This window comes from Jannaschia pohangensis, from assembly GCF_900113875.1.
Classification (GTDB): Bacteria; Pseudomonadota; Alphaproteobacteria; order Rhodobacterales; family Rhodobacteraceae; genus Jannaschia; species Jannaschia pohangensis.
In genome coordinates this window covers 59,683-84,691 of the sequence record NZ_FORA01000002.1, presented here as the reverse complement: position 1 = coordinate 84,691, position 25,009 = coordinate 59,683, and the positions used below count along the sequence as shown (strand labels likewise).

Genomic DNA, 25,009 nt, shown 5'->3' with positions numbered 1-25,009 from the left:
GGTTGCGTCGTTTCCAAACGGGGCAGATACCTTCCGGGGTGCGCCCTCTTGGAATTGGCGCACCTAAGGGAGGAAATTGGAAAATGGCTCAACAACACGGCGGTTTCAGCGCCTCGGTCAACGCGATGTACGACAAGGCCGTCGCCTTGATGGACCTGCGCCCCGGCCTGGTCGAAAAGATCCGGGTCTGCAACGCGACCTATACGGTGCGGTTCGGCGTCCGCCTTCGGGGGTCCATCCACACCTTCACCGGGTACCGTTCGGTTCACTCCGAACACATGGAGCCCGTGAAGGGCGGCATCCGCTACTCCCTCGCCGTCCATCAGGACGAGGTCGAGGCGCTGGCTGCTCTGATGACTTACAAATGTGCCCTGGTCGAGACGCCGTTCGGCGGCTCCAAGGGCGGTCTCTGCATCGATCCGACCCAGTGGGACCCGCATGAGCTTGAGCTGATCACCCGCCGGTTCGCCTATGAGCTTATCAAGCGCGACCTGATCAACCCGGCCCAGAACGTGCCCGCCCCCGACATGGGCACGGGCGAGCGGGAGATGGCGTGGATCTCCGATCAATATCAGCGCATGAACACCACCGACATCAACGGCCGCGCCTGCGTCACCGGCAAGCCGCTGAACGCGGGCGGTATCGCGGGCCGGGTCGAGGCGACGGGACGGGGTGTGCAATACGCCCTGCGCGAATTCTTCCGCCACCCCGAAGACAAGGCCGCCGCGGGCCTGACCGGCACGCTCGACGGCAAACGGATCGTGGTGCAGGGCCTCGGCAACGTGGGCTTTCATGCCGCCAAGTTCCTCAGCCAGGAAGACGGCTCCAAGGTCATCGCGGTGATCGAGCGGGACGGTGCGGTCATGTTGGACAGCGGCCTCGATATCGACGCCCTGCGCGCCCACATCGTCGAGACCGGCGGGGTAAAGAACTTCCCCGGCGCCACCTATGAGGCCGACGGCAACAAGCTGCTCGAGGCGGAGTGCGACATCCTGATCCCCGCCGCGCTCGAAGGGGTCATCCACGAAGGCAACGCCAAGGCCATCAAGGCCCCCCTCATCATCGAGGCGGCGAATGGCCCGGTCACGTCGCAGGCCAATGACATTCTTGCGGAACGGGGCTGCGTCATCATCCCCGACCTCTATGCCAACGCGGGCGGCGTCACGGTCAGCTATTTCGAATGGGTCAAGAACCTGTCGCACATCCGTTTCGGCCGCATGGAGCGCCGGGCCGAGGAAGCCCGTCACCAGGCTCTGGTGGACGAGTTGGAGCGCCTGTCGGCCAACACGGCGGTGCCGTGGAAGCTGTCGGACGATTTCAAGTCGAACTACCTGCGCGGCGCGGGCGAGCTGGAACTGGTGCGCTCGGGTCTCGACGACACGATGCGTGCGGCTTACGGCGCCATGCGGGAGGTCTGGCACGCCCGTGACGATGTCACCGACCTGCGCACTGCGGGCTTCATCGTCTCCATCGGGCGAATTGCGGCCAGCTATCAGGCCAAGGGCCTCTGACTGCGGGGCAGCGCGCGTTTCCCCATTTTATTAATATATCAGAAAGGGTTACCCACGGGTAACCCTGACACCCCGATTATGACGCCTCGGATTTGTCGTCGTCGGAACGGTTTGCTTGCTTGGCCGCCTCGGCGGCCTCCGCATCCTCGCCAAAGCGCGTCAGCAGGGCGTTCTCCAGCCCCTTGCTGAACTCGCGCGCCTTTTCGGCATAGGCAGAGTTGTCTGTGATCGGGACACCCGGCTCCCAAAGCTTGGCCAATTCCAGCATCGCCTGACGGTCATGCCGGAAGAACGCGTCGCGCGCTTCATAGGCGTCGGTCTCGGACCAGCCCATCTGTTCCAGCACATAACGCCCCGCACGCAGGCTCGAGTCGAACATTTCCCGCACGATCTGATCGGCCCCCGCGCGATACAGCTCATAGACATGGACCCGGTCATAGGCGCGGGCGACGACGTGGATGTCGGGGTTCGCTTCCTTGGCCATGCGGACCAGACGGATCGCGTCGGTCTTGTTGTCGAGCGCCACGACGATGACCTTCGCCTTCGAGATCCCCGCCGCCTCCAGAAGTTCGGGCCGGGTCGGATCGCCCAGATAGGTCTTGATCCCGAATTTGCGCAGCAACTGGATGGTGTCCATGTCCCGGTCCAGAACGACCGACCGCAGGCCCGCACCCTGCAACATGCGGTGCACGACCTGGCCGAAGCGCCCGACACCGGCGATGATGACCTCGGCCTGTTCGTCGATGTCGTCGTCCTGCTCGGCGTCGTCCACGCTCTTGTGCGCGGAAATCCGTTCGTAGGCGATGAAGAGAAGCGGCGTCAGCAGCATCGACAGAGCAATCGACAGCAGCAGGATGTCCGATACTTCCTGCGCGATGACCCCGTCCTGCAAGGCGACCGACGACAGGACGAAACCGAATTCGCCCGCCTGCGCCAGGCTCAGCGTGAAGAGCACGCGATCCCGCCCCTTCAGCCGCGCGAAGACCGCCAACAGATAAAGGATCACACCCTTGGCGACCATCAGGCTGACCACGATGGCCAGCACGACGAATGGTGCGCCGGCGAGGGTGCCGAAGTCGATCCCGGCGCCGACGGTGATGAAGAACAGGCCCAGAAGCAGGCCCTTGAACGGCTGGATATCGGCCTCGAGTTCGTGCCGGAATTCCGAGTTGGCCAGCACCACACCGGCCAGGAACGTGCCAAGCGCGGGCGACAGGCCCACCAGCGACATCAGCACGGCGACGCCGATCACGAAGAGTAGCGAGACGACGGTATGCATCTCGCGCAGACGGGCATGTCCGGCAAAGCGGAACATCGGCCGCGTCAGATAGTGCCCGCCCAGGATCACGATCGCCACCGCCCCGACCGTGGCGAGCGCCGCGCCCCAACCGGGCAGGCTGCTGACCCAGGTGGTGACCTCGGCCACCATCCGCGCGCTTTCGCCGTCGCCCATCGGGGCCGCTTCGCCGCCGTGGCCGTCGCCGCCGGACCCGGCATTGCCGGTCATGGAGCCGACGGCCAGCAGCGGCATGATCGCCAGCATCGGGATCACGACGATGTCCTGCGCCAGCAGAACCGAAAACGCCGATCTGCCGCCCCGGGTGGAGGTCAGGTCCTTCTCCTCGAGCGTCTGCATGACGATGGCGGTGGAGCTGAGCGCAAAGATCATGCCGATGCCCAGGGCCGGTTGCCAGGCGAAGCCGAAGAACATCGCGGCCGCCATGACGACCCCGACGGTCAGCACAACCTGACCAAAGCCCAGGCCCAACAAGCGCCGCCGCATGTCCCAAAGCGCCTTCGGCTCCAGTTCCAGACCGATGAGGAACAGCATCATGACCACGCCGAATTCGGCGAAATGCTGAAGGCTTTCCGTCTCGGACCCCACGAGGCCAGTGATGGGCCCGATCAGGACGCCCGCGACCAGGTACCCCAGGACCGAGCCGAGGCCGAACCGGACCGCCAGCGGCACGCAGAGCGCGGCCGCCGCCAGATAGATAGCTGCTTGAAACAGAAAGGACTCCATGCCGTTCGGTCTAGCCGGGTTTGATGCCGCCCCACAACCGTGCTGATGGGCGACGACCGAACCAAGACCTAGACCGGCAGGGGGGCGTCGCGTTTGGGTTGATCCATGACGATCTGGCTCTGGACGCGGGCGACGGCGGGATGGGGCAACAGGACGCGGTGGATCAGGTCGTTGAGCTGTGCCAGGTCCGCGCACCACACGCGCAGCAGGTAGTCGGCCTGACCCGTCAGCGTCCAGACCGAGGTCACCCGCGGTTCGTCCGTGAGCAGGCGCAGGAAGGCCCGGGCCACGTCGGGAGACTGGCTGGCCATTTCCACCTGCACGAAGGCCTGCACATCGAGATCGAGTTTCGCCGGATCGAGCCGCGCGACGGTCGCGCGGATCACGCCGGACACCTCCAGCCGGGCACGCCTGCGGCTGATCTGGCTGGCCGAGAGGTGGAGGCGCTGGCTGAGCGCCTCGGACGTCTGGCTTGCGTCGGTCTGGAGCAAATGGAGAAGTTTGCGGTCAATATCGTCGAGCATCTTTGAGTCCATGCGGGTTCGTTGCGTGATTAATAGCATGAATGCCGTCTGCGCGCATCCGGCCTTGCCGACAGGCCGGATTTGCGCACGTCCTGCGGCGATCTCATGCGAAAAGGGGAGAATAACAGACAGGAGTCAGCCATGGGTCCCTTCCCGCATCACGCCCCCTATGCCGAAATCACCGAGGCCAATCCGGCGGGAACCGACGGGTTCGAATTCGTCGAGTTCGCCCACGAGGACCCCGACGCCCTGCGCGCGCTGTTCACACGTCAGGGCTATGCCCATGTGGCCACGCACCGCACCAAGGCCATCGAGGTCTGGCAGCAGGGCGACATCACCTATTTGATCAACGCCGAACCCGGCAGCCACGCCATGGAATTTGTCGCCGAACATGGCCCCTGTGCGCCGTCGATGGGGTGGCGTGTCGCCGACGCGCAGCATGCATTCCGCCATGCGGTGTCGAAGGGGGCCACGGCCTATGACGGCCCGGGCAAGGCGATGGATGTGCCCGCCATCGTCGGGATCGGCGGCAGCCTGATCTATTTCATTGACCAGTATCGCGACGCCTCGCCCTACAATGCGGAGTTCGACTGGATCGGGCAGGCCCATCCCGAGGGCGTGGGCTTCCACTACCTCGATCACCTGACGCATAACGTGCACAAGGGGAACATGGATGTCTGGTTCCGCTTTTACGGCGATCTGTTCAACTTCCGCGAAATCCGGTTCTTCGACATTCAGGGCAAGCATTCGGGCCTGCTGAGCCGGGCGCTGACCTCACCCTGCGGTCGCATCCGCATCCCGATCAACGAGGATCGGGGCGAGACCGGGCAGATCGTCGAATACCTCAAGCGCTACAAGGGTGAGGGGATCCAGCACATCGCCGTGGGCGCCAAGGACATCTATGCGGCCGTCGATGCGATTGCGGCCAATGGCGTGACCTTCATGCCGAAGCCGCCCGCGACCTATTACGAGTTGAGCCGCGACCGCGTGACCGACCATCAGGAGCCGCTGGACCGGATGGAAGCGCATGGCATCCTGATCGACGGCGAGGGCGTGGTGGGCGGCGGCGAGACCCGCATCCTGTTGCAGATCTTCTCGAAGACCTGCATCGGCCCGATCTTTTTCGAGTTCATCCAGCGCAAGGGCGACGACGGCTTTGGGGAGGGCAACTTCAAGGCGCTGTTCGAGAGCATCGAGGCCGATCAGATCGCGCGCGGTGTGCTGAAGGCTTCTTGACATCGGGTCCGCGCAGGGATGACGGACTGGATTTCCCGGCGACGGCGCGGCACTACTCCGACAGGGGGGCGTCGATGAAACGATCCGAGATCAACGACATCATGGCGGCGGCGGACGAATTCATCCGGTCTTTCGGCTACGTCCTGCCGCCCTTCGCCTATTGGACGCCCGACCAGATGCGGGCGCGGCGCGGCGACATCCAGCCCCTGATCGACGGCAAGTTCGGGTGGGACATCACCGACTACGGCCAGGGCCGGTTCCGGGAGATGGGGCTGTTCCTGTTCACCACGCGCAACGGCCGGCAGGCCGATCTGAAGCGGGGCGGCGGTATGTGCTATGCCGAAAAGATCATGATCTCGCGCCACGATCAGCTGAGCCCGATGCACCGCCACTGGCTCAAGGCCGAGGATATCATCAACCGGGGGGGTGCGACGCTCGCCATCGAGATGTTCGGCTCGGCGGCGGACGGCTCCTTTGATGCCGGGGCCGGGGGGACTGTGTTCTGTGACGGCATCCGGCGGGACTTTGCGCCGGGCGAGGTTCTGCGCCTAGCGCCGGGTGAGAGCGTGACGCTGATGCCGGGCGACTGGCATGCCTTCTGGGGCGAGGGGGGCGATGTGTTGATCGGAGAGGTCAGCACCGTCAACGACGACGACACCGACAATTGGTTCCGCGAACGCATCGGTCGCTTTGCCGAGATCGAGGAAGACGAGGCGCCGCGGCACCTTCTGGCCAGCGATTACGCCAAGTTCCTGTGACCCTGCGGTCGGCGGATTTCGTCCGGGCATTTTGGGGGCGCTGGCAACGCGCGTGATCCCCCTTTGGTTCCCGAATTAAATTTTCCAAATTTCGGCAACCTTTGGGCGGGTCCGCGCATTCTTTCTGCATCGAAGACGCAAACGACAGCGCTCTTCTCTGAGAGACTGAAAGGAACACACATGACCCGCTTTGGAATTATCGCCGCTGCCACTCTGACCGCCACATCGGCCTTCGCTTATACCGGCGTATCGCCGACCATCGTGGCGGAAGTCGAGCAGGTGCTGGAGACCGAATACTCCGATTACACCATCGAGCAGCTGAACGACCAGCAAGTCATCGAGATCTATCTCGCCTCAACCTCCACCGACGACGGAAGCACGAAGCGCAACCGCATCGAAGCCGTGCTGGCCGACGAAAGCCCGATGTCGGCAGCCGTCGAGACCCGCCGCGCTGCGGCCGTCGAAGGTGACTTCATGGTCTACGAAGGCGAGAATTCGATCGTCACCTCGGTTCAGAATTTCCTCACGAGTGAAGGCTTTGAAGTCGACGCCTCGACCCTGACCGACGCACAGGTGGCCGAACTGTATTTCCTTGCGACGTCGTCGAACGGCAGCACGGACGCACAGGACATCGAAGCCATCCTTTCGATGTAATCCAATTCTGTTAACGAGTAATGGCCGCCCTTCGGGGCGGCCTTTTTCGTTCAGGCCGAGGTCCGCGCGATCTGCCAGCGGCGGCGGGCGAAGGCGGCTAGGAAGGCCGCGGAAAGCATCAGAACGACCGTCGGGGCAGGCGCGCTGTTGAGCCAGAAGCTGGCGTAGACGCCGCCGATCATGCCGCCAAGGCAGACGACCACAGCCGTGATGAGCATCCAGCCGAAGCTGCGTGTCAGCAGGAAGGCCACCGCCCCCGGAGTCACCAGAAGGGCAACGGCAAGGATCAGGCCCACGGAGCTGAGCACCGCGACCACCGTCAGCGACAGGATCGTGAGCAATCCGTAATGCAGAAGTTGCGTGTTGAGGCCCGATGCCTGCGCCTGCGCGGGATCGAACGCGTGGAGCAACAGGTCGCGCCATTTTATCGCGAGGATGAGCGCCACGGGCACCGAGATGGCGAGGGCCGTCACGATGTCGTCGCCGCCGACGCCCAACATGTTCCCGAACAGGATATGGTCGAGGTGGGCATCGGTTGGGAACGCCACGAAAAGGATCAGCCCGACCGCGAACATCCCCGAAAAGACCACGCCCATGACGGTGTCGCGCTTGATGCGGGAGTTTTCCGACAGATACCCGGTCAGCAGGGCACATCCCATTCCCGCTGCAAAGGCCCCGACGATCAGCGGCAGGCCCCAGAGATAGGCGATGACCACCCCCGGCAGGATCGCATGGCTGACGGCATCGCCCATCAGGGCCCATCCCTTCAGGACCAGGAAACACGACAGCAACGCCGCCGCCGGGGCCACGATGAGCGAGATCAGGAAGGCGTTCTGCATGAACGGAAATTGGAACGGCAGAAGCAGAGTCTCGATCATGGTGCCGCCGTCCGTGCGCGTCTGCGGCTGGCCAACAGGCCGTGCTTGGGCGCGAAAATGAACGCCACAAGAAAAATAGCCGTCTGGAGTGCAACGATGATGCCGCCCGTCGCGCCGTTGGCGAAGAAGCTGAGGTAGGCCCCGACGAAGGACGTGCCCGACCCGATGGCGACCGACAGCATCAGCAGGCGCGGGAACCGGTCGACCAGCAGATAGGCCGTGGCCCCCGGCGTCACGACCATCGCGATCACCAGAAAGGCGCCGACTGTCTGCATCGCCGCAACGACGCAGGCCGACAGCAGTGTGAAGAACACGAGCTTGAGCAGGTCGGGCTTCAACCCGATGGTGCGCGCGTGGTTTTCGTCGAAGAAGGTGACCATCAGGTCCTTCCACTTGGCCAGCAGGACGGCCAGCGACACGAAGCCGATCAGCGCCAGTTGCAGCGTGTCCTCGGGCGTGATGGCCAGGATGTTCCCCATCGTGATCGTCTGGACCGAGACCGAGATCGGATTGAGCGAGACCATGAAGAGGCCCAGTCCGAAGAAGGACGTGAAGATGATGCCGATGATGACATCCGACTTGAGCCCGCTGCGTTCGGTCAGCACGAGCATCGCAAGCGCGGCAAGGCCCCCCGACAGGAACGCCCCGAAGGCGAAGGGCAACCCCAGAAGGTAGGCCCCGGCCACGCCCGGCACGACCGAATGGGACAGGGCATCGCCAATGAGAGACCAGCCCTTGAGCATCAGATAGCAGGACAGGAAGGCACAGACCCCCCCGACCAGCGCCGACACCCACATCGCATTCACCATGAACGGGTAGGTGAAGGGATCAAGCATCGTCGTCCGTCTCGCGCTTTTCGCCGTAAAGGACGAAGGGGCGTTCGTCGTCGGTGATGATCCTGACCTCGCGGGTATCGCTGTCGTCGTCGTGGTGCAGGTCGGAGCCGCCCAGGGTGAAGTGGCGCAGAACCCCGCCGAAGGCCGCCTCGAGGTTTTCGCGGGTGAAGATTTCGGGCGTGGGCCCATAGGCCAGAACCGTGCCCTTTACCAGGACGGTGCGGTCACAGAATTCCGGCACAGAGCCGAGGTTGTGGGTCGAGACCAGCATCACGCGGCCTTCGTCGCGCATTTCGCGCAGGAGGGCGATGATCTGCTCCTCGGTCTTCACGTCGACGCCGGTGAAGGGCTCATCGAGCAGGATCACGCGCCCGTCCTGAGCCAGGGCGCGGGCCAGGAAGACGCGCTTGCGCTGACCGCCCGACAATTCCCCGATCTGGCGGTGGCGATAGTCGGACATGCCGACGCGGGCCAGGGCCTCGGCCACGGCGGCATGATCGGCGGCGCGGGGACGGCGCAGCAGTCCCATATGGCCGTAGCGGCCCATCATCACCACGTCTTCGACGAGGACGGGGAAGGCCCAGTCGACCTCCTCGGATTGCGGGACATAGGCGACGACGTTCTGTTTGAGGGCTTCGCGGACCGACCGGCCCATCAGCTTGATGTCCCCGCGCGACGCCGGGACGAAGCCCATGATGGCCTTGAACAGGGTGGATTTGCCCGCGCCATTGACTCCGACCAGGGCCGTGACCGTGCCGCGCGGGATGTGGAAGGTGGCATCGCGCAGGGCGGTGTGGCCGTTGCGATAGGTGACCGTCACCCCCGTCGCATCGATCCCGCCGCCGTCGTTGGTGTTGTTGAGCATGTCGCCTACCGCGCCGCCGTCAGGCCATTCACCACCGTCTCGGCGGTGACGCGCAACAGGTCGAGATAGGTCGGGACGGGGCCATCCGCTTCGGACAGGCTGTCGACATAGAGTTCCCCGCCGTAGGCCGCGCCGGTTTCGCGGGCGATCTGGCGGGCGGGGTCGGTGTTGACGGTGCTTTCGCAGAAGACGACCGGAATATCGTGTTCACGGACCGTGTCGATGACCCGGCGCACCTGTTGCGGCGTGCCGACGGCATCGGCGTTCATCGGCCAGAGGTACAACTCCCGCAGGTCCAGATCGCGGGCCAGATAGCTGAACGCGCCTTCGCAGGTCACAAGCCAGCGATCGTCTTCGGGAATGTCGGCCAGGCGTGCGCGCAGCGGGTCGAGAACCGCCGAAATCTGCGCCTTGTAGCTTTCGGCATTGGCCGCATAGGTCGCGGCATTGGCCGGGTCGGCCGCCGACAGGGCGTCGCGGATGTTGTCGACATAGATCATCGCGGCATCCGCCCCGATCCAGGCATGGGGGTTGGCGCGACCCTCGTAGGCGCCTTCGGCAATCGGAATGGGCGTGATCCCGTCGCTCACCGTGACGGCGGGGATGTCGCCCAGGTTGCGCAGGAACTGCTCGAACCAAAGCTCCAGGTTGAGGCCGTTCCAGAGGATCAGGTCGGCGTCGATGGCCCCGCGCAGGTCGCCGGGTGTGGGGGAATAGCCGTGGATCTCGGCTCCGGGCCGCGTCACCGACACCACGTCGGCGGCGTCCCCCGCGACGTTCTGCGCCATGTCGGCGATCACGGTGAAGGTGGTGACGACTTTGAGCCTGTCCTGCGCCTGAACGTCGGTGGCGAAGACAAGTGCCAAGGCTAGAGCGAAGTAGCTGCGCATCCCGGTTTCCTGCAAATGAGAATGATTTGCAAAGTGGATCAAAGCGCGGAAATGTCAAGGGCCGCCCGGGTGGGGGCGGCCCTTGGTCACATCATAACTCAGGTGGATCAGTCGATCTTGGGCAACAGCGCATCCAGGGAGGCCTTGGCGTCGCCGTAGAACATCCGGGTGTTTTCCTTGAAGAAGAGCGGGTTCTCGATGCCGGAATAGCCGGTTCCCTGACCGCGTTTGGACACGAAGACCTGCTTGGCCTTCCAGCATTCCAGAACCGGCATGCCGGCGATGGGGCTGTTGGGGTCGTCCTGGGCGGCGGGGTTCACGATGTCGTTGGAGCCGATGACGATGGCCACGTCCGTGTCCGGGAAGTCGTCATTGATCTCGTCCATCTCCAGCACGATGTCATAGGGCACCTTGGCCTCGGCCAGCAGCACGTTCATGTGGCCGGGCAGGCGGCCCGCGACCGGGTGGATGGCGAAGCGCACGTTCTTGCCCCTGGCGCGCAGTTTGCGGACCAGTTCGGAGACGGCCTGCTGCGCCTGGGCCACGGCCATGCCGTAACCGGGGATGATGATGACGCTGTCCGCCTCGTTCAGTGCGGTGGCGACGCCGTCGGCGTCGATGGCCACCTGTTCGCCCTCGACGGCCATCTGCTCACCTGCCGGGCCGCCGAAGCCGCCCAGGATGACCGACACGAAGGACCGGTTCATCGCCTTGCACATGATGTACGACAGGATCGCCCCCGAGGAGCCGACCAGCGCGCCGACGACGATCAGGAGATCATTTCCGAGGCTGAAACCAATCGCGGCCGCGGCCCACCCCGAGTAGGAATTGAGCATCGAGACGACGACGGGCATGTCCGCCCCGCCGATCCCCATGATGAGGTGGTAGCCGATGAAGAGCGCGGCCAGTGTCATCAGGAAGAGCGGGAAGAACCCGCCGGTGTTGAAGTACCAGATCAGCGCCAGAAGCGAGACACCCGCCGCCGCCGCGTTCAGCATGTGACCGCCGGGCAGCTTGGTGGCGGCCGTGTCGACCTTGCCCGCCAGTTTGCCGTAGGCGATGACCGAGCCGGTGAAGGTCACGGCGCCGATGAAGATGCCGAGGAACAGTTCGACCCGCAGGATGTTCAGCTCGACCGTGGTTTTCTTGGCGATGAGCGCGGCGAAGGTGCCCAGTTCGGACAGGTCCGCGCCCTGGGCGATCATCCCGGCCACGCGCACCATTTCGAAATGGGCGATGAAGCCGACGAAGACGGCGGCCAGACCCACGAGGCTGTGCATGGCGGCGACAAGCTCGGGCATCTGGGTCATCTGGACCTTGGTGGCCAGTTGGTAGCCGATGACCCCGCCAAGCGCGATCAGCACGATGGACAGAAGCCAAAGGCCCGCACCGGGCCCGATCAGCGTGGCGCAGACGGCGAGCGCCATGCCCGCGATGCCGTACCAGACGGCGCGCTTGGCGCTTTCCTGACCCGACAGACCGCCGAGCGACAGGATGAAGAGAACGGCGGCGACGACGTAGGCCGCGGTGGTGAATCCGAATTCCATGTCCCGGCCCTCCTTATGATTTCTGGAACATGGCGAGCATGCGCCGTGTCACGAGGAAGCCGCCGAAGATGTTGATCCCGGCCATGAAGACGGACAGCGCCGCCAGCAGGATCACGAGGAACGACCCCGATCCGATCTGCATGAGCGCGCCCAGGATGATGATCGACGAAATCGCGTTCGTGATCGCCATCAGCGGCGTATGGAGCGAATGCGACACGTTCCATATGACCTGGAAGCCGATGAAGACCGACAGGACGAAGACGATGAAGTGCTGCATGAAGCTGGCGGGCGCATAGAGCCCGACGAGGAGCAGCAGCGCGCCACCCGCCGCCAGCAGGGTCACCTGGTTCTTGGTCTGGGCCTTGAAGGCGGCGATTTCGTTCGCGCGCTTTTCCTCGGCCGTCAGCTCCTTGGGCTTCTCTTTCTTCTGGACCGCGATGGCCGCCACCTTGGGCGGCGGGGGCGGCCAGGTGATCTCGCCCTCGTGGGTGACGGTGGCGCCTCGGATCACGTCGTCTTCCATGTTGTGCACGACCGCGCCGTCCTTGCCGGGAGTCAGGTCGGCCATCATGTGGCGGATGTTGTTGCCGTAGAGCGTGGAGGATTGCGTCGCCATACGGCTGGGGAAGTCGGTATAGCCGATGATCGTCACGCCGTTGGACGACACGACCTTTTCGTCGACCTTGGTCAATTCGCAGTTGCCGCCGCGTTCGGCGGCCAGATCGACGATGACCGATCCGGGCTTCATCGCCTCGACCATGTCCTTGGTCCACAGAACCGGCGCGGCGCGGTTCGGGATCAGCGCGGTACAGATGACGATATCGATGTCGGGCGCGATTTCGCGGAACTTGGCCAGCTGCTTGGCCTGAAATTCGGGCGAGGACGGCGGGGCATAGCCGCCGGTCGCGGCCCCGTCGGGCAATTCGGAGGCGTCGAACTCGAGGAAGACGAATTCCGCTCCCATGCTTTCGATCTGCTCGGCCACTTCGGGGCGCACGTCGAAAGCATAGGTGATCGCCCCGAGCGACGTGGAGGTACCGATGGCCGCCAGACCCGCGACGCCCGCACCGATCACCAGAACCTTGGCCGGGGGCACCTTGCCTGCCGCCGTCACTTGGCCGGTGAAGAAACGCCCGAAGTTGTTGCCCGCCTCGATCACGGCGCGGTAACCCGCGATGTTCGCCATGGACGACAGCGCGTCCATCTTCTGCGCGCGGGAGATGCGGGGGACCATGTCCATTGCGATGGCCGTGGCGCCCTTGGATTTGACCAGATCCATCAGCTTTTCGTTCGACGCGGGGTAGAAGAACGAGATGATCGTCTGACCCTTGGTCAGTTTCTTGGCCTCGTCCGGGGTGGGCGGGCGCACCTTGGCGACGACATCGACCATCTTGAAGAGCGTGGCGGCGGTCTTCATCACCTCGACGCCGGCGGCGCGATAGGCGTCATCGGTGAACCCGGCCAACATGCCGGCACCGGCCTCGATGAACACCTCATGGCCGAGCTTTTGAAGATGGCCCGCGCTTTCGGGCGTGATGGCAACACGGGCTTCGCCGTCGTGAACCTCTTTCGGTGCGCCGATCTTCATTGCAATGTCTCCCCAAGCCTATGGCAGTGTCGCCTCTTATCTGTGGCGCGAAAGATGCTCAAGGCAATGGGCAAGCCCGCGACTTTTAATTGCGTGGAAGGAAATTACGTTGGGGAAACTTGATGGACGCCATGCCTTGGTCACCGGCGGCGGCACCGGGATCGGGCGCGCGATTGCCGTGGCCCTGATGGCCGAGGGCGCGCGCGTGACGGTCACGGGGCGCCGCGCCGCAGCCCTTGCCGGTGTGGAGGGGGCGCTGGCGGTGACGATGGATGTGACGGACGAGGCATCGGTTCTCGCCGGTGTGGCGAAGGCACGGGCGCGCCACGGTCCGGTGCAGATCTGCGTGGCAAATGCCGGCATCGCCGAGGGTGCATCGCTGGCCAAGACCGACGCGCAGCTGTGGCGGCGGATCATGGCGACGAACCTCGACGGGGCGTTTCACACTATCCGGGCCTGTGTTCCGGGCATGGAAGACTGGGGTCGGGTCATCGCCGTGGCGTCGATCGCGGGCCTGAAGGGGCTCAAGGGAGCGTCGGCCTATACCGCGTCCAAACATGGCATGATCGGCCTGATCCGGGGGCTGGCGGCGGACAACCTGGGCCGCGGCGTGACCTTCAACGCCCTGTGTCCTGGCTATGTCGACACCGACATCGTCACGGAAAACACCGCGCGGATCATGGCGCGGACCGGCATGTCGCAGGCGGATGCGCAGGGCGTGATGGTCGGCCAGAACCCGCATCGCAAGCTGATCGACCCCGAGGAGGTGGCGGGCGCGGCGCTCTGGCTGTGCTCGGATGCGGCGCGCAGCGTGAACGGGCAGGCGATCCAGATCTCGGGCGGCGAATACTGAGGCCCGGGGGCGTGACACGAAAGCCGCCATGCGTCGGTATACCGCCGAGGGGCAATTGCACATCCGCGACCTATGTAAGCGCCTGTGCCCAAACAGGAGCCTGCGATGTTGCGCGATCATCCCCGCCGTTACGAGCTTGCCAATGAACTGCACGCGCGGCCCTTTCCGGCCCTGAGCGCGCCGTGCCGTGCGGCCTTCATCGCCATCAAGCGCGAAACGGATGCCGCCAACCGCGACCGGTCTGCGGACCGTGCGCACCTGGAGGCGCTGCTGGATCGTTTCGGGGCCAGCCATCCCGCCCCCGGGGCCACGCATTTCTTCGGCCAATTGGGCAAGCACCGCCTGAAGTGGGAGAGCCACACGGAATTCGTGACCTACACCCTGTTTTCGGACGGCGTGGCGGATCGCCCGTTCGATGGCGCGATGTTCGATGTCTTTCCCGAAGATTGGCTGGCCGATGCGCCGGGTGTTCGGCTGACCTCCGCCCTATTGCGGGTGGAGGGCGCGGCGACGCCGGAGGAAATCAACACGCGTCTGGATGATTGGTTCGTGCCCGAAAGTCTGGCCGTCAGCCGCGTGCTGGACGACAGCGCGACGATCGCGTCGGATTTCCGCATCGATACCAACGGGCACATCCGCTTTGCCGCCTTCGTCAAGGACACGACCGGCGAGCGGCGCGTGGGCCGGATCGTCCAGCGGCTTTGCGAGATCGAGACCTACAAGACGATGGCCATGCTGGCCCTGCCGCGGGCACGCAAATTGTCGGGCGACCTTGGCAAGATGGACACCGAGCTTTCGGAGCTGGTCGGCGCGCTCCGCGAGGGGCAGGCCCAGACCGAGGAAACACTGGAAGGCCTGCTGACGATCGGGTCCGACCTGGAGACGATGCTGGCGCGGTCGTCCTTCCGGTTCGGCGCAATGGAGGCCTATGAGGCGCTGGTCCAGCAGCGGATCTCGGTCCTGCGCGAGGAACGGTTCGGGGGGCGGCAGACGTTCCTCGAATTCATGATGCGCCGCTTCGATCCGGCGATGCGCACCTGCCGGTCGGTCCAGGCCCGGATGGAGGCGCTGGCCGAACGGGCGAAACGGGCGGGCGACTTGCTGTCGACGCGGGTCAACGTCGACCGGTCAGAACAGAACGCCCGCCTGTTGAAATCCATGGATGAGCGGGCAGCGACGCAACTGCGCCTGCAACGGACGGTCGAAGGGCTGTCGGTGGTCGCGATCAGTTATTACGCGCTCGGCCTCGTCTCGGCGATCTTCTATCCGCTCGGCGCGCGCTTCGACGTGTCCAAGGAAATGATCTCGGCATTGGCGGTCGTGCCGGTCGTGGCCGGGGTCTGGTGGGTGGTCCGCCGCATCCGCAAACGCGTCGAAAGCTGAGCGGGCCGGGGCGCGATGGCCCCGACCCGGGCATTCATTCCTTGCGGATCAGGCTGCCGGCGCCGTGACTGGTGAAGAGCTCCAGAAGCACGGCATTGGGCACGCGCCCGTCAAGGATGACCACGGCGCGCACCCCGGCTTCGAGTGCTTCCAGCGCGGTCTCGGTCTTGGGGATCATGCCGCCCGCGATCACGCCCTGTTCCGTCAATTCGCGCACCGTCTTGGCCGAAAGCGCCGTCACAACCTCGCCCGAGGCATCCTTGACCCCCGCCACATCCGTCAGCAGCAGCAGGCGGTCGGCCTTGAGCGCCCCGGCGATGGCCCCGGCACAGGTGTCGCCGTTGATGTTGAACGTCTCGTCATTCTCGCCCGTGCCGATGGGGGCCAGAACGGGGATCATCTCGTCCCGCAGCAGGCTTTCCAGAAGACGCGGGTCGATTTCCGAGGGCGTGCCGACGAAGCCCAGCTCCGGGTCCGTCTGGGTGCAGACGATCATGTCGGTGTCCTTGCCCGTCAGGCCCACGGCCCGCCCGCCGGCTGAATTGATGGCCTGCACGATCCGCTTGTTCACCTCGCCGGCCAGAACCATTTCGACCACGCTCATGGTTTCGGCGTCCGTGACGCGCTTGCCGCGCACGAATTCCGATTTCACCCCCAGACGTTCCAGCAACTGGTTGATCATCGGCCCGCCGCCGTGGACCACGACCGGGTTGATGCCGACCGTCCGCATCAGGACGACGTCGCGGGCGAAACTGGCCATGCCCTCGTCGCTGCCCATGGCGTGACCGCCGAGCTTGATGACGACGATCGCATCGTCATAACGACGCAGATAGGGAAGCGCTTCGTTCAGCGTGCGGGCGATGGCGGCGTTGTCGCGGTTCATGTCTTCTCTGATCTTCATGGCTGTCTCGATTGTGGTTCAGCGATCGTCGCCCAAGCGGTGACGGAATGCCACCCGGTTCAGGCGATGTCGCAGATGGCGGAACGGAGGGTCGGGATGCCCCAACCCTTTTCCGAACTTGTCACGATCAGTTCGGGATAGGCGGCGGGGTGGCGGGCCAAGGCGGCGCGCGTCCGGTCGAGGGACTCCTCGCGCGCCTCTTCCTTGACCTTGTCGGCCTTGGTCAGGACGGTCTGGAACGGGACGGCGGAGCGGTCGAGCAGGGTCATGATCTCCTCGTCCACTGCCTTTACCCCGTGGCGCGCATCGATCAGCACGAAGGCACGGCGCAATGACGGGCGGCCGGACAGATAGGCCTTGAGCAACGCCTGCCACTTGGCGACGACGGCCACGGGCGCGTTGGCATAGCCATAGCCGGGCAGGTCCACGAGGTAATGGCTGTCGGCGAGGGTGAAGAAGTTGATTTCCTGCGTGCGGCCCGGCGTGTTGGACGCGCGGGCCAGCGCCTTGCGCCCGGTCAGCGCGTTGATCAGCGTCGACTTGCCCACGTTCGACCGCCCGGCAAAGCAGACCTCGGTCCGATCCGAGGGCGGCATGCCGGACATGGCGACGACGCCCTTGAGGAACTCTCCGCCGGTCGCGAACAGCTTGCGGCCACGCTCCTCGGATTCGGGGTCGGGGGCTTCGGCTTCGGGGAAGGGCAGGACGTTCATAGGATCTCCACGGAGTCGCCGGTGCGGATGACGCCGCCGGTCACCACTTCGGCATATACGCCGAAATCCTGATGATCCCAACTGCGCAGGGCGGCAAGCGTGTCCGCATCGCGCAGGCCGGTGTCGGGGTTGGCCATCGTCGCCTTGCAGCGGGTGATCCGTTGCTGGATCAGAAGCTCTGCCTGGCCGATGCGTAGCCTGCGCCCGATCAGGTCGAACTCGTGCCAGACATCCATGTCATCGATCCAGAGGTTGCCGCGCCAGCGGTGGATCGACAACGGCTGGCCGATCCGTTGCTCCACCGCTCGGTGGCTTGCGTGGTTCTGGATCGAAATCCACGGGTCGGGGATGTCGGTGAAGCCGGTGTCGCACCGCGCGACCCCCGTCGGACGGGGCAGGTCGCCGGGCCAGAGCGGATCGAGCCACGCAATCAGCTCATCCCCATCCGCATCGGGCTTAACCCAAAGGTCGGGCCGCTCGGGATGGCGCAGAACCACAGATGCCCCGTCGCCCGCCATCTCTGCCGTCACCGCCATGAGTTGCGGCCCGCTGACCCCGCGCAGGAAGTTGGCCTTTTTCGCCCACCCCGGGCCGGTGTCCCGCGTGTTTTCGTGGGTCACGGCCCAGTGTCGGTCGAGCGGAAGGCACCGAGACCGGTCCATTTGGACCTCTGTCATGGCCTCCCGCCCGATGGCCTTGATCGGATGTCGCCAGATCGAGGCGAGGTTCATTTCTTCTTGGCCGGCGCCTTGGATGGAGCCTTGGCATCATTGGCCGGGCCAGACTTCTTCTTGTTGAAGCTCGACTTGATATTGCCGAACAGGTCGGGCTTGGACCCATGCGAGAGCATGATCGTGTACTGCTGCACGAAGGTGATCGTGTTGTTGGCGATCCAGTAGACCACCAGACCGCTCGCGAAGCCGCCCAGCATGAACATGAAGACCCACGGCAGATAGGCGAAGATCATCGCCTGGGTTGGGTCGGTCGGGGCCGGGTTCAGCTTTTGCTGGAACCACATGGAGATGCCCAGAAGGATCGGCAGGATCCCGATGAACACCAGTGCCAGGACGCTGCCGGGGTCGGGGGCGGCGAAGGGCAACAGGCCGAACAGGTTCATGATCGAGGTCGGGTCGGGCGCGCTCAGGTCCTGGAAGGGGCCGAAGAAGGCCGCGTGCCGCAGTTCGATCGTGACGAAGATCACCTTGTAGAGGCTGAAGAAGATCGGAATCTGAAGCAGGATCGGCAGACAGCCCGCCGCCGGGTTCACCTTGTTCTTCTTGTAAAGCTCCATCATCCCGACCTGAAGTTTCTGGCGGTCATCGCCCGCCTTCTCCTTCAGTTTCTCCATCTCGGGCTGAAGCTCTTTCATCCGGGCCATGGAGACGTAGGATTTGTAGGCCAGCGGGAACAGGATCGCCTTGATCGTCAACGTCAAAAGGATGATCGCGATGCCCATGTTGCCGATGATCGCGTTGAACCAGTGCAGCGCGGCAAAGATCGGCTTGGTCAGGAAAAAGAAGATGCCCCAGTCGATGGAGTCCACGAACCCCTCGACGCCTTCTTCGTTCTGATAGGCGCGCAGGGTTTCCCATTCCTTGGCTCCGGCGAACAGGCGGCTTTCCGACGTGGCCGTCGCCCCGGGTGCCACCGTGATGGCGGGCAGGCGCGTTTCGGTCTGATAGATGTCGCGACCGTCGACGTATTTGACGACACTGCTATAGGCCGTTCCCGCGGCGGGAATGAGGCTCGCCATCCAGTACTGGTCTGCAAAGCCGATCCAGCCCTGGTTTTCGACCACGAACTTCTCGACCCGTCCGGCCTCCAGCGCGTTCACCTCATAGTCGACCACTTCGTCATAATCGATTTCGGTCAGGATGCCGTCGGCGCGAACCGTGATCCCCTCGTGCGAGATGAAAAAGCCCGAGGTGTCGGGCTCGCCATGGCGCGCGATCAGGCCGTAGGGGGCCAGCGACACGCTTTCGCCAGTGGTATTTTCAACGCTCTGGTTGACCGTGAACATGAAATCGGCGTCCACCGAGATCACACGGCGGAACACGAGCCCCGCGCCGTTGTCCCAGGTCAGCGTGAGGGGGCTGTCGGGGGTGAGGGAGGCATCGGCGGGGGCGCTCCAGACCGTCTGGGCCGTCGGAACGGCTTCGGCGGCCAGGGTGCCTGCGGGAACCCAGCCGTGCAGCGCATAGAAGGGGTTCGGGGCACCTGTCGGCGAGAGCAGCGTGACGATCGGCGCGTCGTCGTCCAGCGTCTCGCGGTAATCCTTGAGCGATATGTCGTCGATCCGGCCCCCGGTGAGGGAGATCGATCCTGTCAGGCGCGGGGTTTCAACCGGCACGCGAACCGAGGAGGCCATGGCCGTGGCACGGCTTTCCTCGGGCGTGACGGCCACGCCCGTTGGCACGGCCGCACCCGGCACACCGGCGGCCGGCGGGATGGCGGCGCCGGGCGCGACCTCGGCGGTGGGGGCTGTTGTATCGGGTGTGACGGTTTCGGCGGGGGGGCTTGGAAACAGGACGAGCCAGACCAGCATGACCAGCGCGCTGAGCACGGTGGCAAGGATTAGGTTCTTGTTTTGATCGTCCATCGAAGACCTGTCACGCGCCGGGGGGAATTGCGCGCCGTTCAACAGACCTGACCCGGGAAGGTCAAGGCGATTCACCGTTTGCGGCGGGGTTGGGGAGTGTTTGCCTTGACCGCCGGGCCGTCCGGCGCATGCCGGGGTCGCGCGCGGAACAAATCGGCGACGGTGAAATCTCGGCCGTCAAACCGGGCACTTGCGGGGACAGCAACGGGCCAGGATCATCGTCGGGGCGTCTGTCGGACGTCAGGCCCGTCCGCGCGGCTGCATCGTGCGCAGGGACAGGTCTGCGGCAATGGGGCGCGACAGGGCCCAGGGGATCGTGTCGGCAAAGGGCATGGGTCGAGCAATTCCGTAGCCCTGCAAATGCGGGCAGCCCATGGCGGTGAGCGTGGCCTGTTGCTCCGGCGTCTCGACGCCCTCGGCCAACGTGTCGATGCCCAGGCGTTCTGCCAGACCAAGGATCGCGGCGACGATTTCGCGTTGCGCAGGGTCGCTGTCGATGCCGCTGACGAAACTGCGGTCGATCTTGATGCGATGAACGCCGAAGCGGGCGATATGGGCGATGGACGCGGCACCGGTCCCGAAATCATCAAGGTCGAGCCGGAAGCCCGCGTCGCGGAGCGCGCGCAGGTTTCGCATGATGGTCTCGTCGCCGTCGCGCAGCGTCACGGTCTCAAGGATTTCGATGGCGATGCGGTTCGGGGCGATGTCGTGGCGGTCGAGCTGCCAGATCACCCGTTCGGCCAGGCGCGGATCCATCAGCTGGTCGAGCGAGAAGTTCACACCGACGCAAGGCACTTCGATGCCGGTGCGATCCCATTCGATCAGAGCTTCGAGCGTGGCCTTGAGCACCTGGTCACCAAGGTCGGCGCCGCGTCCGGCGGCATGGATCGAGGCCAGGAATTGCCCCGGGGCCAGAACGCCGAGATCCGGATGGTGCCAGCGGGCAAGGGCCTCGAAGCCCGCGAGCTTGCCGCTGCGGGCATCGATCTGAGGCTGGAACCACGGACGGATCTGGCCCGCATCAAGGGCATCGTCGATCTGGATCGACAGACGGTGGTCGGTTTCAACCCGGGCCTGCATGTCGGCGGTAAAGACCCGGACGGCGTCATCCCCCTGTCGCCGCGCGATCCGCATGGCGCAATCGGCGGCGGCGAGCATGGCGCTTCCGCTGCGGCTGGGCGACATAGCCTCGCTGCAGATGCCGGCACAACAGGAGACGCGCACCGTCCGTCCGTCGAGCGAGACCGGCTCGGCGACCGCAGATTGCACCCGGTCGACGACATTCATGATCGTGTCGAGGTCGACCCTGCGGGTCGGGGCCAGCACGATGATCACGCCGTCGCTGCCGGTGCGCATGATGGCATCCTGGCCGCGCAAGGCCGTGCTCATCCGCTGGATCAGGCGATCCATGATGGCATCCTGGGAATCCGCGTCCCAATCGCCGTCGGCGACGTGCAACCCGTCGATCTGGAAGTGCATCACGGCCGTCGAGCGTTGGCGGCGCGCGCAATCCTCGAGCACATCATCCACGATTTTCTGGATCGAGGTGCGCGCCAGCGGCTGACCGCTGGCAAATTCCATCAGCAGGTTTTCGCGTCGACGCGATCCGCGCCCGTCCAGCAGCAGGCAGATCGGCAGCACGACCGTCAGCACCATGGCGACGGCGTTTTCCCCGAAGCTCCAGGCGGCGGCGGCAGCGATTGGAAAGACAAGCAGCCAGTCGATTCGTGCGATCCAACGGGACAGCCGTTCCCGCGTGGTCAATTTGAGGCTGCGCCCGTCTGACATGGAACCCTCCGAAATATTCGTCACGGAGGGCTATCCCACGAGAATGACCGGGACCTTAACGAAGGGCCGGGATTTCCGTCGAATTGTCCGGATCAACCGGTGGCACCGGCATCAGCCCCGCGAAATCGAAGAGCGTGGGGTCGAGCAAATGGGACGGGCGAACCTGCATGAGGGCGGAAAACATCTTGCCACGACGCCCGGGCGCCTTGGCTTCCCAACCGTCGAGAAGCGACTTGATCGCCTGTCGTTGCAGCCCGTCCTGGGAGCCGCAGAGATCGCAGGGAATAATCGGATACCCCATGTCCCGGGCGAATCGCTCGCAATCCGCCTCGGCCACATGGGCGAGGGGGCGCAGGACCATCAGGTCGCCTTCGTCGTTGCGCAGCTTGGGCGGCATCGTGGCGATCTTGCCGCCGTGGAAGAGATTGAGAAAGAACGTCTCGAGGATGTCGTCGCGGTGGTGGCCCAGAACGACGGCAGAGCATCCCTCCTCGCGCGCGATGCGGTAGAGATTGCCCCGACGCAGCCGCGAACACAGCGCGCAATAGGTGCGCCCGGCGGGCACCTTGTCCTTCACGATGGAATAGGTGTCGCGGTATTCGATACGGTGCGGAACGCCCATTTTTTCCAGAAACGCGGGCAGGACAGTCGCCGGAAAATTCGGCTGTCCCTGATCCAGGTTGCAGGCCAGGATGTCCACCGGCAGGACGCCGCGCCACTGCAACTCGGTCAGCGCGGCCAGCAGGGTATAGCTGTCCTTGCCGCCCGACAGGCAGACAAGCCAACGGTCGCCGCGGTTGACCATGCCATAGCGGTCCAGCGCCTCGCGCGTTTCGCGGATGATCCGTTTGCGCAGCTTGCGGAATTCGGTGGTCTTGGGCGCGCCCGCGAACAGCGGGTGGATGTCGTCGTCGGCATCGTCGAGCATGGCGGCCTCCGGGCAAGGATTTGCCCGGGTGATAGAGGGTTTCGCGCCCGGGGGAAACCGGACGCGCGCCGACTATTTCAGGCTGAAGGGCCCTCGGGGCGGTGGCAGGCGCCCCCGCTCCGACGGCAGGCGCGGGGTTGCTGCGTCCAGGCCGAGATCACGGCGCAGATAGTCGGGGACGTCCAGGGACCGCCTGTCGGGCGGGCGGACACGGGGGCGCAGCAAGGCGACCATCGCCGCCAGCAGGACGCGCAACGCGCCATGGGTGCGAATGGCGACGTCGATCGCATCGGGTTGAGTGGGGCCGGGACGCAGGGGCAATGCATTCATGGATCTGTCCCCGCACCTGCGGGGCCTCTTGTCTGGGGAAATGGAATTGGAGGACCGCGGACACCACCGACCCGATGGGTCAGCACGCGAGAGGGTCAGGACAGTTTGGAAAGGCCGTCAGGGACGGCGACGGATCAGGCGCGCCAGGCGGCGCAGATACCCGATACCGGGCGTCGCGGGGTCACCCTGGAAAGGCGTACGTATGCGATGATCATGCGTCCCCTCCCTCTGGCTGATGTGGCGACAGGGTTCGGATACACGATGACGTAGGGGCAGCAAAGCGATTCTTGGCCGGGATCGGGGATCGGCGGCGAAGCGTGTCAGTCCGGCACATTGTCGATACCGGACCCACCCCAGGGGTTGCAGCGCGCAATCCGGCGCAGGGCGAGCCAGCCGCCCTTGATCCCGCCATGCCGGGCCAACGCCTCCAGCGCATAGGCGGAACAGGTCGGATGATAGCGGCAGTTGTGGCCGACATGGGGCGAGAAGACCGCGCGGTAGGCATGGACCGGCCAGGAGAGGATGCGGGCGAGGGGGGTCATCGGGTCAACGCCTGCGCGGCGGGGAGGCAGGCGCGGGGTTCGGGCGACGGCCCGGAGCATGCGCCTTCGCAAGGGCATCGCGCAGATCCCCGAGGAGGTCGGCAAACGGGCGGTCGGCGGTGCTGTCCTGCCAGCCGATCAGGGCATAGTCCCATCCGGCCCGGCCCAGGTCGGGCAGGACTAGCCGCGTCGCCTCGCGCAGTCGCCGCTTGGCCCGGTTGCGCGCCACGGCGTTGCCGACCTTCTTGGAACAGGTGAAGCCGACGCCGATGGTCGGGTCGTCGTCGTCCCGGTCGCGGGCCTGAAGCATGAAGGACTTGGCGGACACGCGAATCTGCCGGTTCAGGGCCAGGAACTGCGACCGCTTCCTCAGAACACGCAAAGACGCCGGAGACCCTTCGGCCTCCGGCGTCGAAATGGCGTCGTCCGTCAAGTGGCTTACGCCGACAGGACCTTGCGACCGCGGGCACGGCGAGCGTTCAGGATCCGGCGGCCGGCCTTGGTGGCCATGCGTGCGCGGAACCCATGACGCCGCTTGCGGACGAGGTTCGAGGGCTGGAAGGTACGTTTCATGGCCTTCTCTCCGGTGTTCAGGGCCGGACTCGGGATGAATCAACGACCGGGCAAATCTGGAAGCCGCCGTCTAGGCGGTGTGGTCTGGGCTGTCAACGCCCACCGAGCGGGAATCGCATTGCCGTTGCGGTGCCCTGTCTCCTGTTACAGTTCGGCCCCTGCGGATGACAGCCGTTGTAACATTCAGGGGTGTTGCGCTGGCGCTGGCACACGGGCGCTGACGTGACCGTGAGGTGGGCTATCGGGAACCATCATCCCCGGTCATGTGTCGGCTCAACATATGATATTCTCCCGCCCCCGACGCCCTGCCGTTCGGCGGCCCACTGGACAAGAGAGCCCAAAACGATGACCGATCATCCCATGCCCGACACTCCGCAGAAATCCGCGTTGGCCCGCTATCTTCCGCTGGCCCTTATCGCCGCCGCCGCCGTTGCCGGGTCGTTCCTGTTACGCGACTACCTGAATTTCGAGACGCTGGCCGCCAACCGCGAGGCGCTGTTGGCCTTCCGCGATGCGAATTACCTGCTGACGGTGCTGGTCTTCGTGGCCGCCTATATCGCCATCGTCACATTCTCGCTGCCCGGGGCCGCCGTGGCGACGCTGACGGGCGGGTTCCTCTTCGGCCTGTTCCCGGGCGTCTTCTTCAACGCCGCTGCGGCGACGGTCGGTGCCACGCTGATCTTCCTTGCCGCCAAGTACGGGCTGGGCGACCGGCTGGCGGCGCGGATGGATGCCTCGGGCGGAACGGTCAAAAGGATCAAGGACGGCATCCGCGAGGACGAGACGTCTTATCTGCTCATCATGCGCCTTGTCCCCGCCGTGCCGTTCTTCGTGGCCAACCTGATCCCGGCCTTCGTCGGGGTGAAGCTGCCGAAATACGTGCTGACGACGTTCTTCGGCATCCTGCCGGGCGGCCTGGTCTATACGTGGGTCGGTGCCGGTCTGGGCGAGGTCTTTGCCCGGGGCGAAACGCCGAATTTCGGCATCATCTTCGAGCCGCATATCCTCGGCCCGATCCTGGGGCTGGCGCTTCTGGCGGTGCTGCCGATCGCGATCAAGAAGTTCCGGGCCAAGGGCTGATCCGATGAA

General features: G+C 65.0%; 25 protein-coding genes. 7 read left to right on the top strand and 18 right to left on the bottom strand.

The features are described 5' to 3' along the window. The first annotated feature begins 83 nt into the window (after positions 1-83). On the top strand, positions 84-1,511 hold the full coding sequence (locus tag BM002_RS07325) for a Glu/Leu/Phe/Val family dehydrogenase (protein ID WP_245749167.1): 1,428 nt from the start codon (positions 84-86) through the stop codon (positions 1,509-1,511). A gap of 76 nt (positions 1,512-1,587) precedes the next feature. Here BM002_RS07325 and BM002_RS07320 read toward each other — a convergent pair whose 3' ends face one another. Beyond that, a complete protein-coding gene (locus BM002_RS07320) occupies positions 1,588-3,534 on the bottom strand; it encodes a cation:proton antiporter domain-containing protein (protein ID WP_092779075.1) in 1,947 nt (648 codons plus the stop codon). A 68-nt stretch (positions 3,535-3,602) separates the two neighbouring features. Beyond that, a complete protein-coding gene (locus tag BM002_RS07315; RefSeq protein WP_092780416.1) occupies positions 3,603-4,058 on the bottom strand; it encodes an Lrp/AsnC family transcriptional regulator in 456 nt (151 codons plus the stop codon). A 141-nt stretch (positions 4,059-4,199) separates the two neighbouring features. On the opposite strand from BM002_RS07315, the gene hppD reads away from it, so the two are divergent. From hppD to BM002_RS07300, 3 genes are all read left to right on the top strand, one after another. Beyond that, positions 4,200-5,294, top strand: coding sequence for a 4-hydroxyphenylpyruvate dioxygenase (gene hppD, locus BM002_RS07310; protein ID WP_092779073.1), 1,095 nt, complete (start codon positions 4,200-4,202; stop codon positions 5,292-5,294). A 74-nt stretch (positions 5,295-5,368) separates the two neighbouring features. Next, on the top strand, positions 5,369-6,052 hold the full coding sequence (locus BM002_RS07305; protein ID WP_092779071.1) for a D-lyxose/D-mannose family sugar isomerase: 684 nt from the start codon (positions 5,369-5,371) through the stop codon (positions 6,050-6,052). A 180-nt stretch (positions 6,053-6,232) separates the two neighbouring features. After that, complete coding sequence (locus BM002_RS07300) at positions 6,233-6,706, top strand: hypothetical protein (RefSeq protein ID WP_092779069.1); 474 nt, start codon at positions 6,233-6,235, stop codon at positions 6,704-6,706. A gap of 50 nt (positions 6,707-6,756) precedes the next feature. On the opposite strand, the gene BM002_RS07295 is transcribed toward BM002_RS07300, so the two are convergent. From BM002_RS07295 to BM002_RS07270, 6 genes are all read right to left on the bottom strand, one after another. Beyond that, entirely contained in the window at positions 6,757-7,584 is an 828-nt protein-coding gene (locus tag BM002_RS07295; protein WP_092779067.1) for a metal ABC transporter permease, read from the bottom strand. Then, positions 7,581-8,420: a metal ABC transporter permease gene (locus BM002_RS07290; RefSeq protein ID WP_092779065.1), complete on the bottom strand. Its 840-nt coding sequence runs from the start codon at positions 8,418-8,420 to the stop codon at positions 7,581-7,583. Before BM002_RS07290 ends, BM002_RS07295 begins: the two co-directional genes overlap by 4 nt. After that, positions 8,413-9,285 carry a manganese/iron ABC transporter ATP-binding protein gene (locus BM002_RS07285; protein ID WP_092779063.1) on the bottom strand — a complete coding sequence of 291 codons (873 nt, stop codon included), beginning with the start codon at positions 9,283-9,285 and terminating at the stop codon, positions 8,413-8,415. The genes BM002_RS07290 and BM002_RS07285 overlap by 8 nt, the downstream gene beginning before the upstream one ends. Positions 9,286-9,290: 5 nt before the next feature. Further along, positions 9,291-10,175 carry a metal ABC transporter substrate-binding protein gene (locus BM002_RS07280; RefSeq protein ID WP_092780413.1) on the bottom strand — a complete coding sequence of 295 codons (885 nt, stop codon included), beginning with the start codon at positions 10,173-10,175 and terminating at the stop codon, positions 9,291-9,293. A gap of 107 nt (positions 10,176-10,282) precedes the next feature. Then, the gene (locus BM002_RS07275; RefSeq protein ID WP_092779061.1) at positions 10,283-11,722 is read right to left on the bottom strand and encodes an NAD(P)(+) transhydrogenase (Re/Si-specific) subunit beta; all 1,440 of its coding nucleotides are present in this window, start codon (positions 11,720-11,722) and stop codon (positions 10,283-10,285) included. A gap of 13 nt (positions 11,723-11,735) precedes the next feature. After that, the gene (locus BM002_RS07270; RefSeq protein WP_092779059.1) at positions 11,736-13,310 is read right to left on the bottom strand and encodes a Re/Si-specific NAD(P)(+) transhydrogenase subunit alpha; all 1,575 of its coding nucleotides are present in this window, start codon (positions 13,308-13,310) and stop codon (positions 11,736-11,738) included. Between the two features lie 109 nt (positions 13,311-13,419). Here BM002_RS07270 and BM002_RS07265 point away from each other — a divergent pair, with 109 nt between their 5' ends. After that, positions 13,420-14,163, top strand: a complete 744-nt coding sequence (locus BM002_RS07265; RefSeq protein ID WP_245749166.1) for an SDR family NAD(P)-dependent oxidoreductase — start codon at positions 13,420-13,422, stop codon at positions 14,161-14,163. Between the two features lie 105 nt (positions 14,164-14,268). Next, on the top strand, positions 14,269-15,546 hold the full coding sequence (locus tag BM002_RS07260) for a DUF3422 family protein (RefSeq protein WP_092779055.1): 1,278 nt from the start codon (positions 14,269-14,271) through the stop codon (positions 15,544-15,546). A gap of 34 nt (positions 15,547-15,580) precedes the next feature. Here BM002_RS07260 and argB read toward each other — a convergent pair whose 3' ends face one another. The 10 genes from argB to rpmH form a co-directional block, all read right to left on the bottom strand. After that, on the bottom strand, positions 15,581-16,447 hold the full coding sequence (argB, locus tag BM002_RS07255; protein WP_092779053.1) for an acetylglutamate kinase: 867 nt from the start codon (positions 16,445-16,447) through the stop codon (positions 15,581-15,583). A 59-nt stretch (positions 16,448-16,506) separates the two neighbouring features. Continuing rightward, positions 16,507-17,160: a ribosome biogenesis GTP-binding protein YihA/YsxC gene (yihA, locus tag BM002_RS07250; protein WP_092779051.1), complete on the bottom strand. Its 654-nt coding sequence runs from the start codon at positions 17,158-17,160 to the stop codon at positions 16,507-16,509. Beyond that, positions 17,157-17,891: an MOSC domain-containing protein gene (locus tag BM002_RS07245; protein ID WP_092779049.1), complete on the bottom strand. Its 735-nt coding sequence runs from the start codon at positions 17,889-17,891 to the stop codon at positions 17,157-17,159. Before BM002_RS07245 ends, yihA begins: the two co-directional genes overlap by 4 nt. Beyond that, positions 17,888-19,759: a membrane protein insertase YidC gene (gene yidC, locus BM002_RS07240; protein WP_092779047.1), complete on the bottom strand. Its 1,872-nt coding sequence runs from the start codon at positions 19,757-19,759 to the stop codon at positions 17,888-17,890. Before yidC ends, BM002_RS07245 begins: the two co-directional genes overlap by 4 nt. A gap of 240 nt (positions 19,760-19,999) precedes the next feature. After that, on the bottom strand, positions 20,000-21,547 hold the full coding sequence (locus BM002_RS07235) for a putative bifunctional diguanylate cyclase/phosphodiesterase (RefSeq protein ID WP_092779045.1): 1,548 nt from the start codon (positions 21,545-21,547) through the stop codon (positions 20,000-20,002). Positions 21,548-21,602: 55 nt separating this feature from the next. Beyond that, positions 21,603-22,475 (bottom strand): tRNA 2-thiocytidine(32) synthetase TtcA, encoded by an 873-nt coding sequence (gene ttcA / locus BM002_RS07230; RefSeq protein WP_092779043.1) that lies wholly within the window; start codon positions 22,473-22,475, stop codon positions 21,603-21,605. A gap of 72 nt (positions 22,476-22,547) precedes the next feature. Beyond that, positions 22,548-22,805 carry a hypothetical protein gene (locus tag BM002_RS07225; protein ID WP_092779041.1) on the bottom strand — a complete coding sequence of 86 codons (258 nt, stop codon included), beginning with the start codon at positions 22,803-22,805 and terminating at the stop codon, positions 22,548-22,550. A gap of 320 nt (positions 22,806-23,125) precedes the next feature. Continuing rightward, on the bottom strand, positions 23,126-23,347 hold the full coding sequence (gene yidD, locus BM002_RS07220; RefSeq protein WP_092779039.1) for a membrane protein insertion efficiency factor YidD: 222 nt from the start codon (positions 23,345-23,347) through the stop codon (positions 23,126-23,128). A gap of 4 nt (positions 23,348-23,351) precedes the next feature. Further along, positions 23,352-23,729 carry a ribonuclease P protein component gene (gene rnpA, locus BM002_RS07215; RefSeq protein WP_425431832.1) on the bottom strand — a complete coding sequence of 126 codons (378 nt, stop codon included), beginning with the start codon at positions 23,727-23,729 and terminating at the stop codon, positions 23,352-23,354. Positions 23,730-23,785: 56 nt separating this feature from the next. Then, entirely contained in the window at positions 23,786-23,920 is a 135-nt protein-coding gene (gene rpmH / locus BM002_RS07210; protein WP_092760861.1) for a 50S ribosomal protein L34, read from the bottom strand. 345 nt (positions 23,921-24,265) lie between these two features. Between rpmH and BM002_RS07205 the strand changes: the two genes are divergently transcribed. Further along, a complete protein-coding gene (locus BM002_RS07205; RefSeq protein ID WP_092779035.1) occupies positions 24,266-25,000 on the top strand; it encodes a TVP38/TMEM64 family protein in 735 nt (244 codons plus the stop codon). Positions 25,001-25,009 lie beyond the last annotated feature (9 nt).

Excerpts from the sequence above, each read along its gene's own strand:
- BM002_RS07325 (WP_245749167.1), top strand. The coding sequence starts at position 84 with ATGGCTCAACAACACGGCGGTTTCAGCGCCTCGGTCAACGCGATGTAC.
- BM002_RS07320 (WP_092779075.1), bottom strand. The coding sequence starts at position 3,534 with ATGGAGTCCTTTCTGTTTCAAGCAGCTATCTATCTGGCGGCGGCCGCG.
- BM002_RS07315 (WP_092780416.1), bottom strand. The coding sequence starts at position 4,058 with ATGCTCGACGATATTGACCGCAAACTTCTCCATTTGCTCCAGACCGAC.
- hppD (WP_092779073.1), top strand. The coding sequence starts at position 4,200 with ATGGGTCCCTTCCCGCATCACGCCCCCTATGCCGAAATCACCGAGGCC.
- BM002_RS07305 (WP_092779071.1), top strand. The coding sequence starts at position 5,369 with ATGAAACGATCCGAGATCAACGACATCATGGCGGCGGCGGACGAATTC.
- BM002_RS07300 (WP_092779069.1), top strand. The coding sequence starts at position 6,233 with ATGACCCGCTTTGGAATTATCGCCGCTGCCACTCTGACCGCCACATCG.
- BM002_RS07295 (WP_092779067.1), bottom strand. The coding sequence starts at position 7,584 with ATGATCGAGACTCTGCTTCTGCCGTTCCAATTTCCGTTCATGCAGAAC.
- BM002_RS07290 (WP_092779065.1), bottom strand. The coding sequence starts at position 8,420 with ATGCTTGATCCCTTCACCTACCCGTTCATGGTGAATGCGATGTGGGTG.
- BM002_RS07285 (WP_092779063.1), bottom strand. The coding sequence starts at position 9,285 with ATGCTCAACAACACCAACGACGGCGGCGGGATCGATGCGACGGGGGTG.
- BM002_RS07280 (WP_092780413.1), bottom strand. The coding sequence starts at position 10,175 with ATGCGCAGCTACTTCGCTCTAGCCTTGGCACTTGTCTTCGCCACCGAC.
- BM002_RS07275 (WP_092779061.1), bottom strand. The coding sequence starts at position 11,722 with ATGGAATTCGGATTCACCACCGCGGCCTACGTCGTCGCCGCCGTTCTC.
- BM002_RS07270 (WP_092779059.1), bottom strand. The coding sequence starts at position 13,310 with ATGAAGATCGGCGCACCGAAAGAGGTTCACGACGGCGAAGCCCGTGTT.
- BM002_RS07260 (WP_092779055.1), top strand. The coding sequence starts at position 14,269 with ATGTTGCGCGATCATCCCCGCCGTTACGAGCTTGCCAATGAACTGCAC.
- argB (WP_092779053.1), bottom strand. The coding sequence starts at position 16,447 with ATGAAGATCAGAGAAGACATGAACCGCGACAACGCCGCCATCGCCCGC.
- yihA (WP_092779051.1), bottom strand. The coding sequence starts at position 17,160 with ATGAACGTCCTGCCCTTCCCCGAAGCCGAAGCCCCCGACCCCGAATCC.
- BM002_RS07245 (WP_092779049.1), bottom strand. The coding sequence starts at position 17,891 with ATGAACCTCGCCTCGATCTGGCGACATCCGATCAAGGCCATCGGGCGG.
- yidC (WP_092779047.1), bottom strand. The coding sequence starts at position 19,759 with ATGGACGATCAAAACAAGAACCTAATCCTTGCCACCGTGCTCAGCGCG.
- BM002_RS07235 (WP_092779045.1), bottom strand. The coding sequence starts at position 21,547 with ATGTCAGACGGGCGCAGCCTCAAATTGACCACGCGGGAACGGCTGTCC.
- ttcA (WP_092779043.1), bottom strand. The coding sequence starts at position 22,475 with ATGCTCGACGATGCCGACGACGACATCCACCCGCTGTTCGCGGGCGCG.
- BM002_RS07225 (WP_092779041.1), bottom strand. The coding sequence starts at position 22,805 with ATGAATGCATTGCCCCTGCGTCCCGGCCCCACTCAACCCGATGCGATC.
- yidD (WP_092779039.1), bottom strand. The coding sequence starts at position 23,347 with ATGACCCCCCTCGCCCGCATCCTCTCCTGGCCGGTCCATGCCTACCGC.
- rpmH (WP_092760861.1), bottom strand. The coding sequence starts at position 23,920 with ATGAAACGTACCTTCCAGCCCTCGAACCTCGTCCGCAAGCGGCGTCAT.
- BM002_RS07205 (WP_092779035.1), top strand. The coding sequence starts at position 24,266 with ATGACCGATCATCCCATGCCCGACACTCCGCAGAAATCCGCGTTGGCC.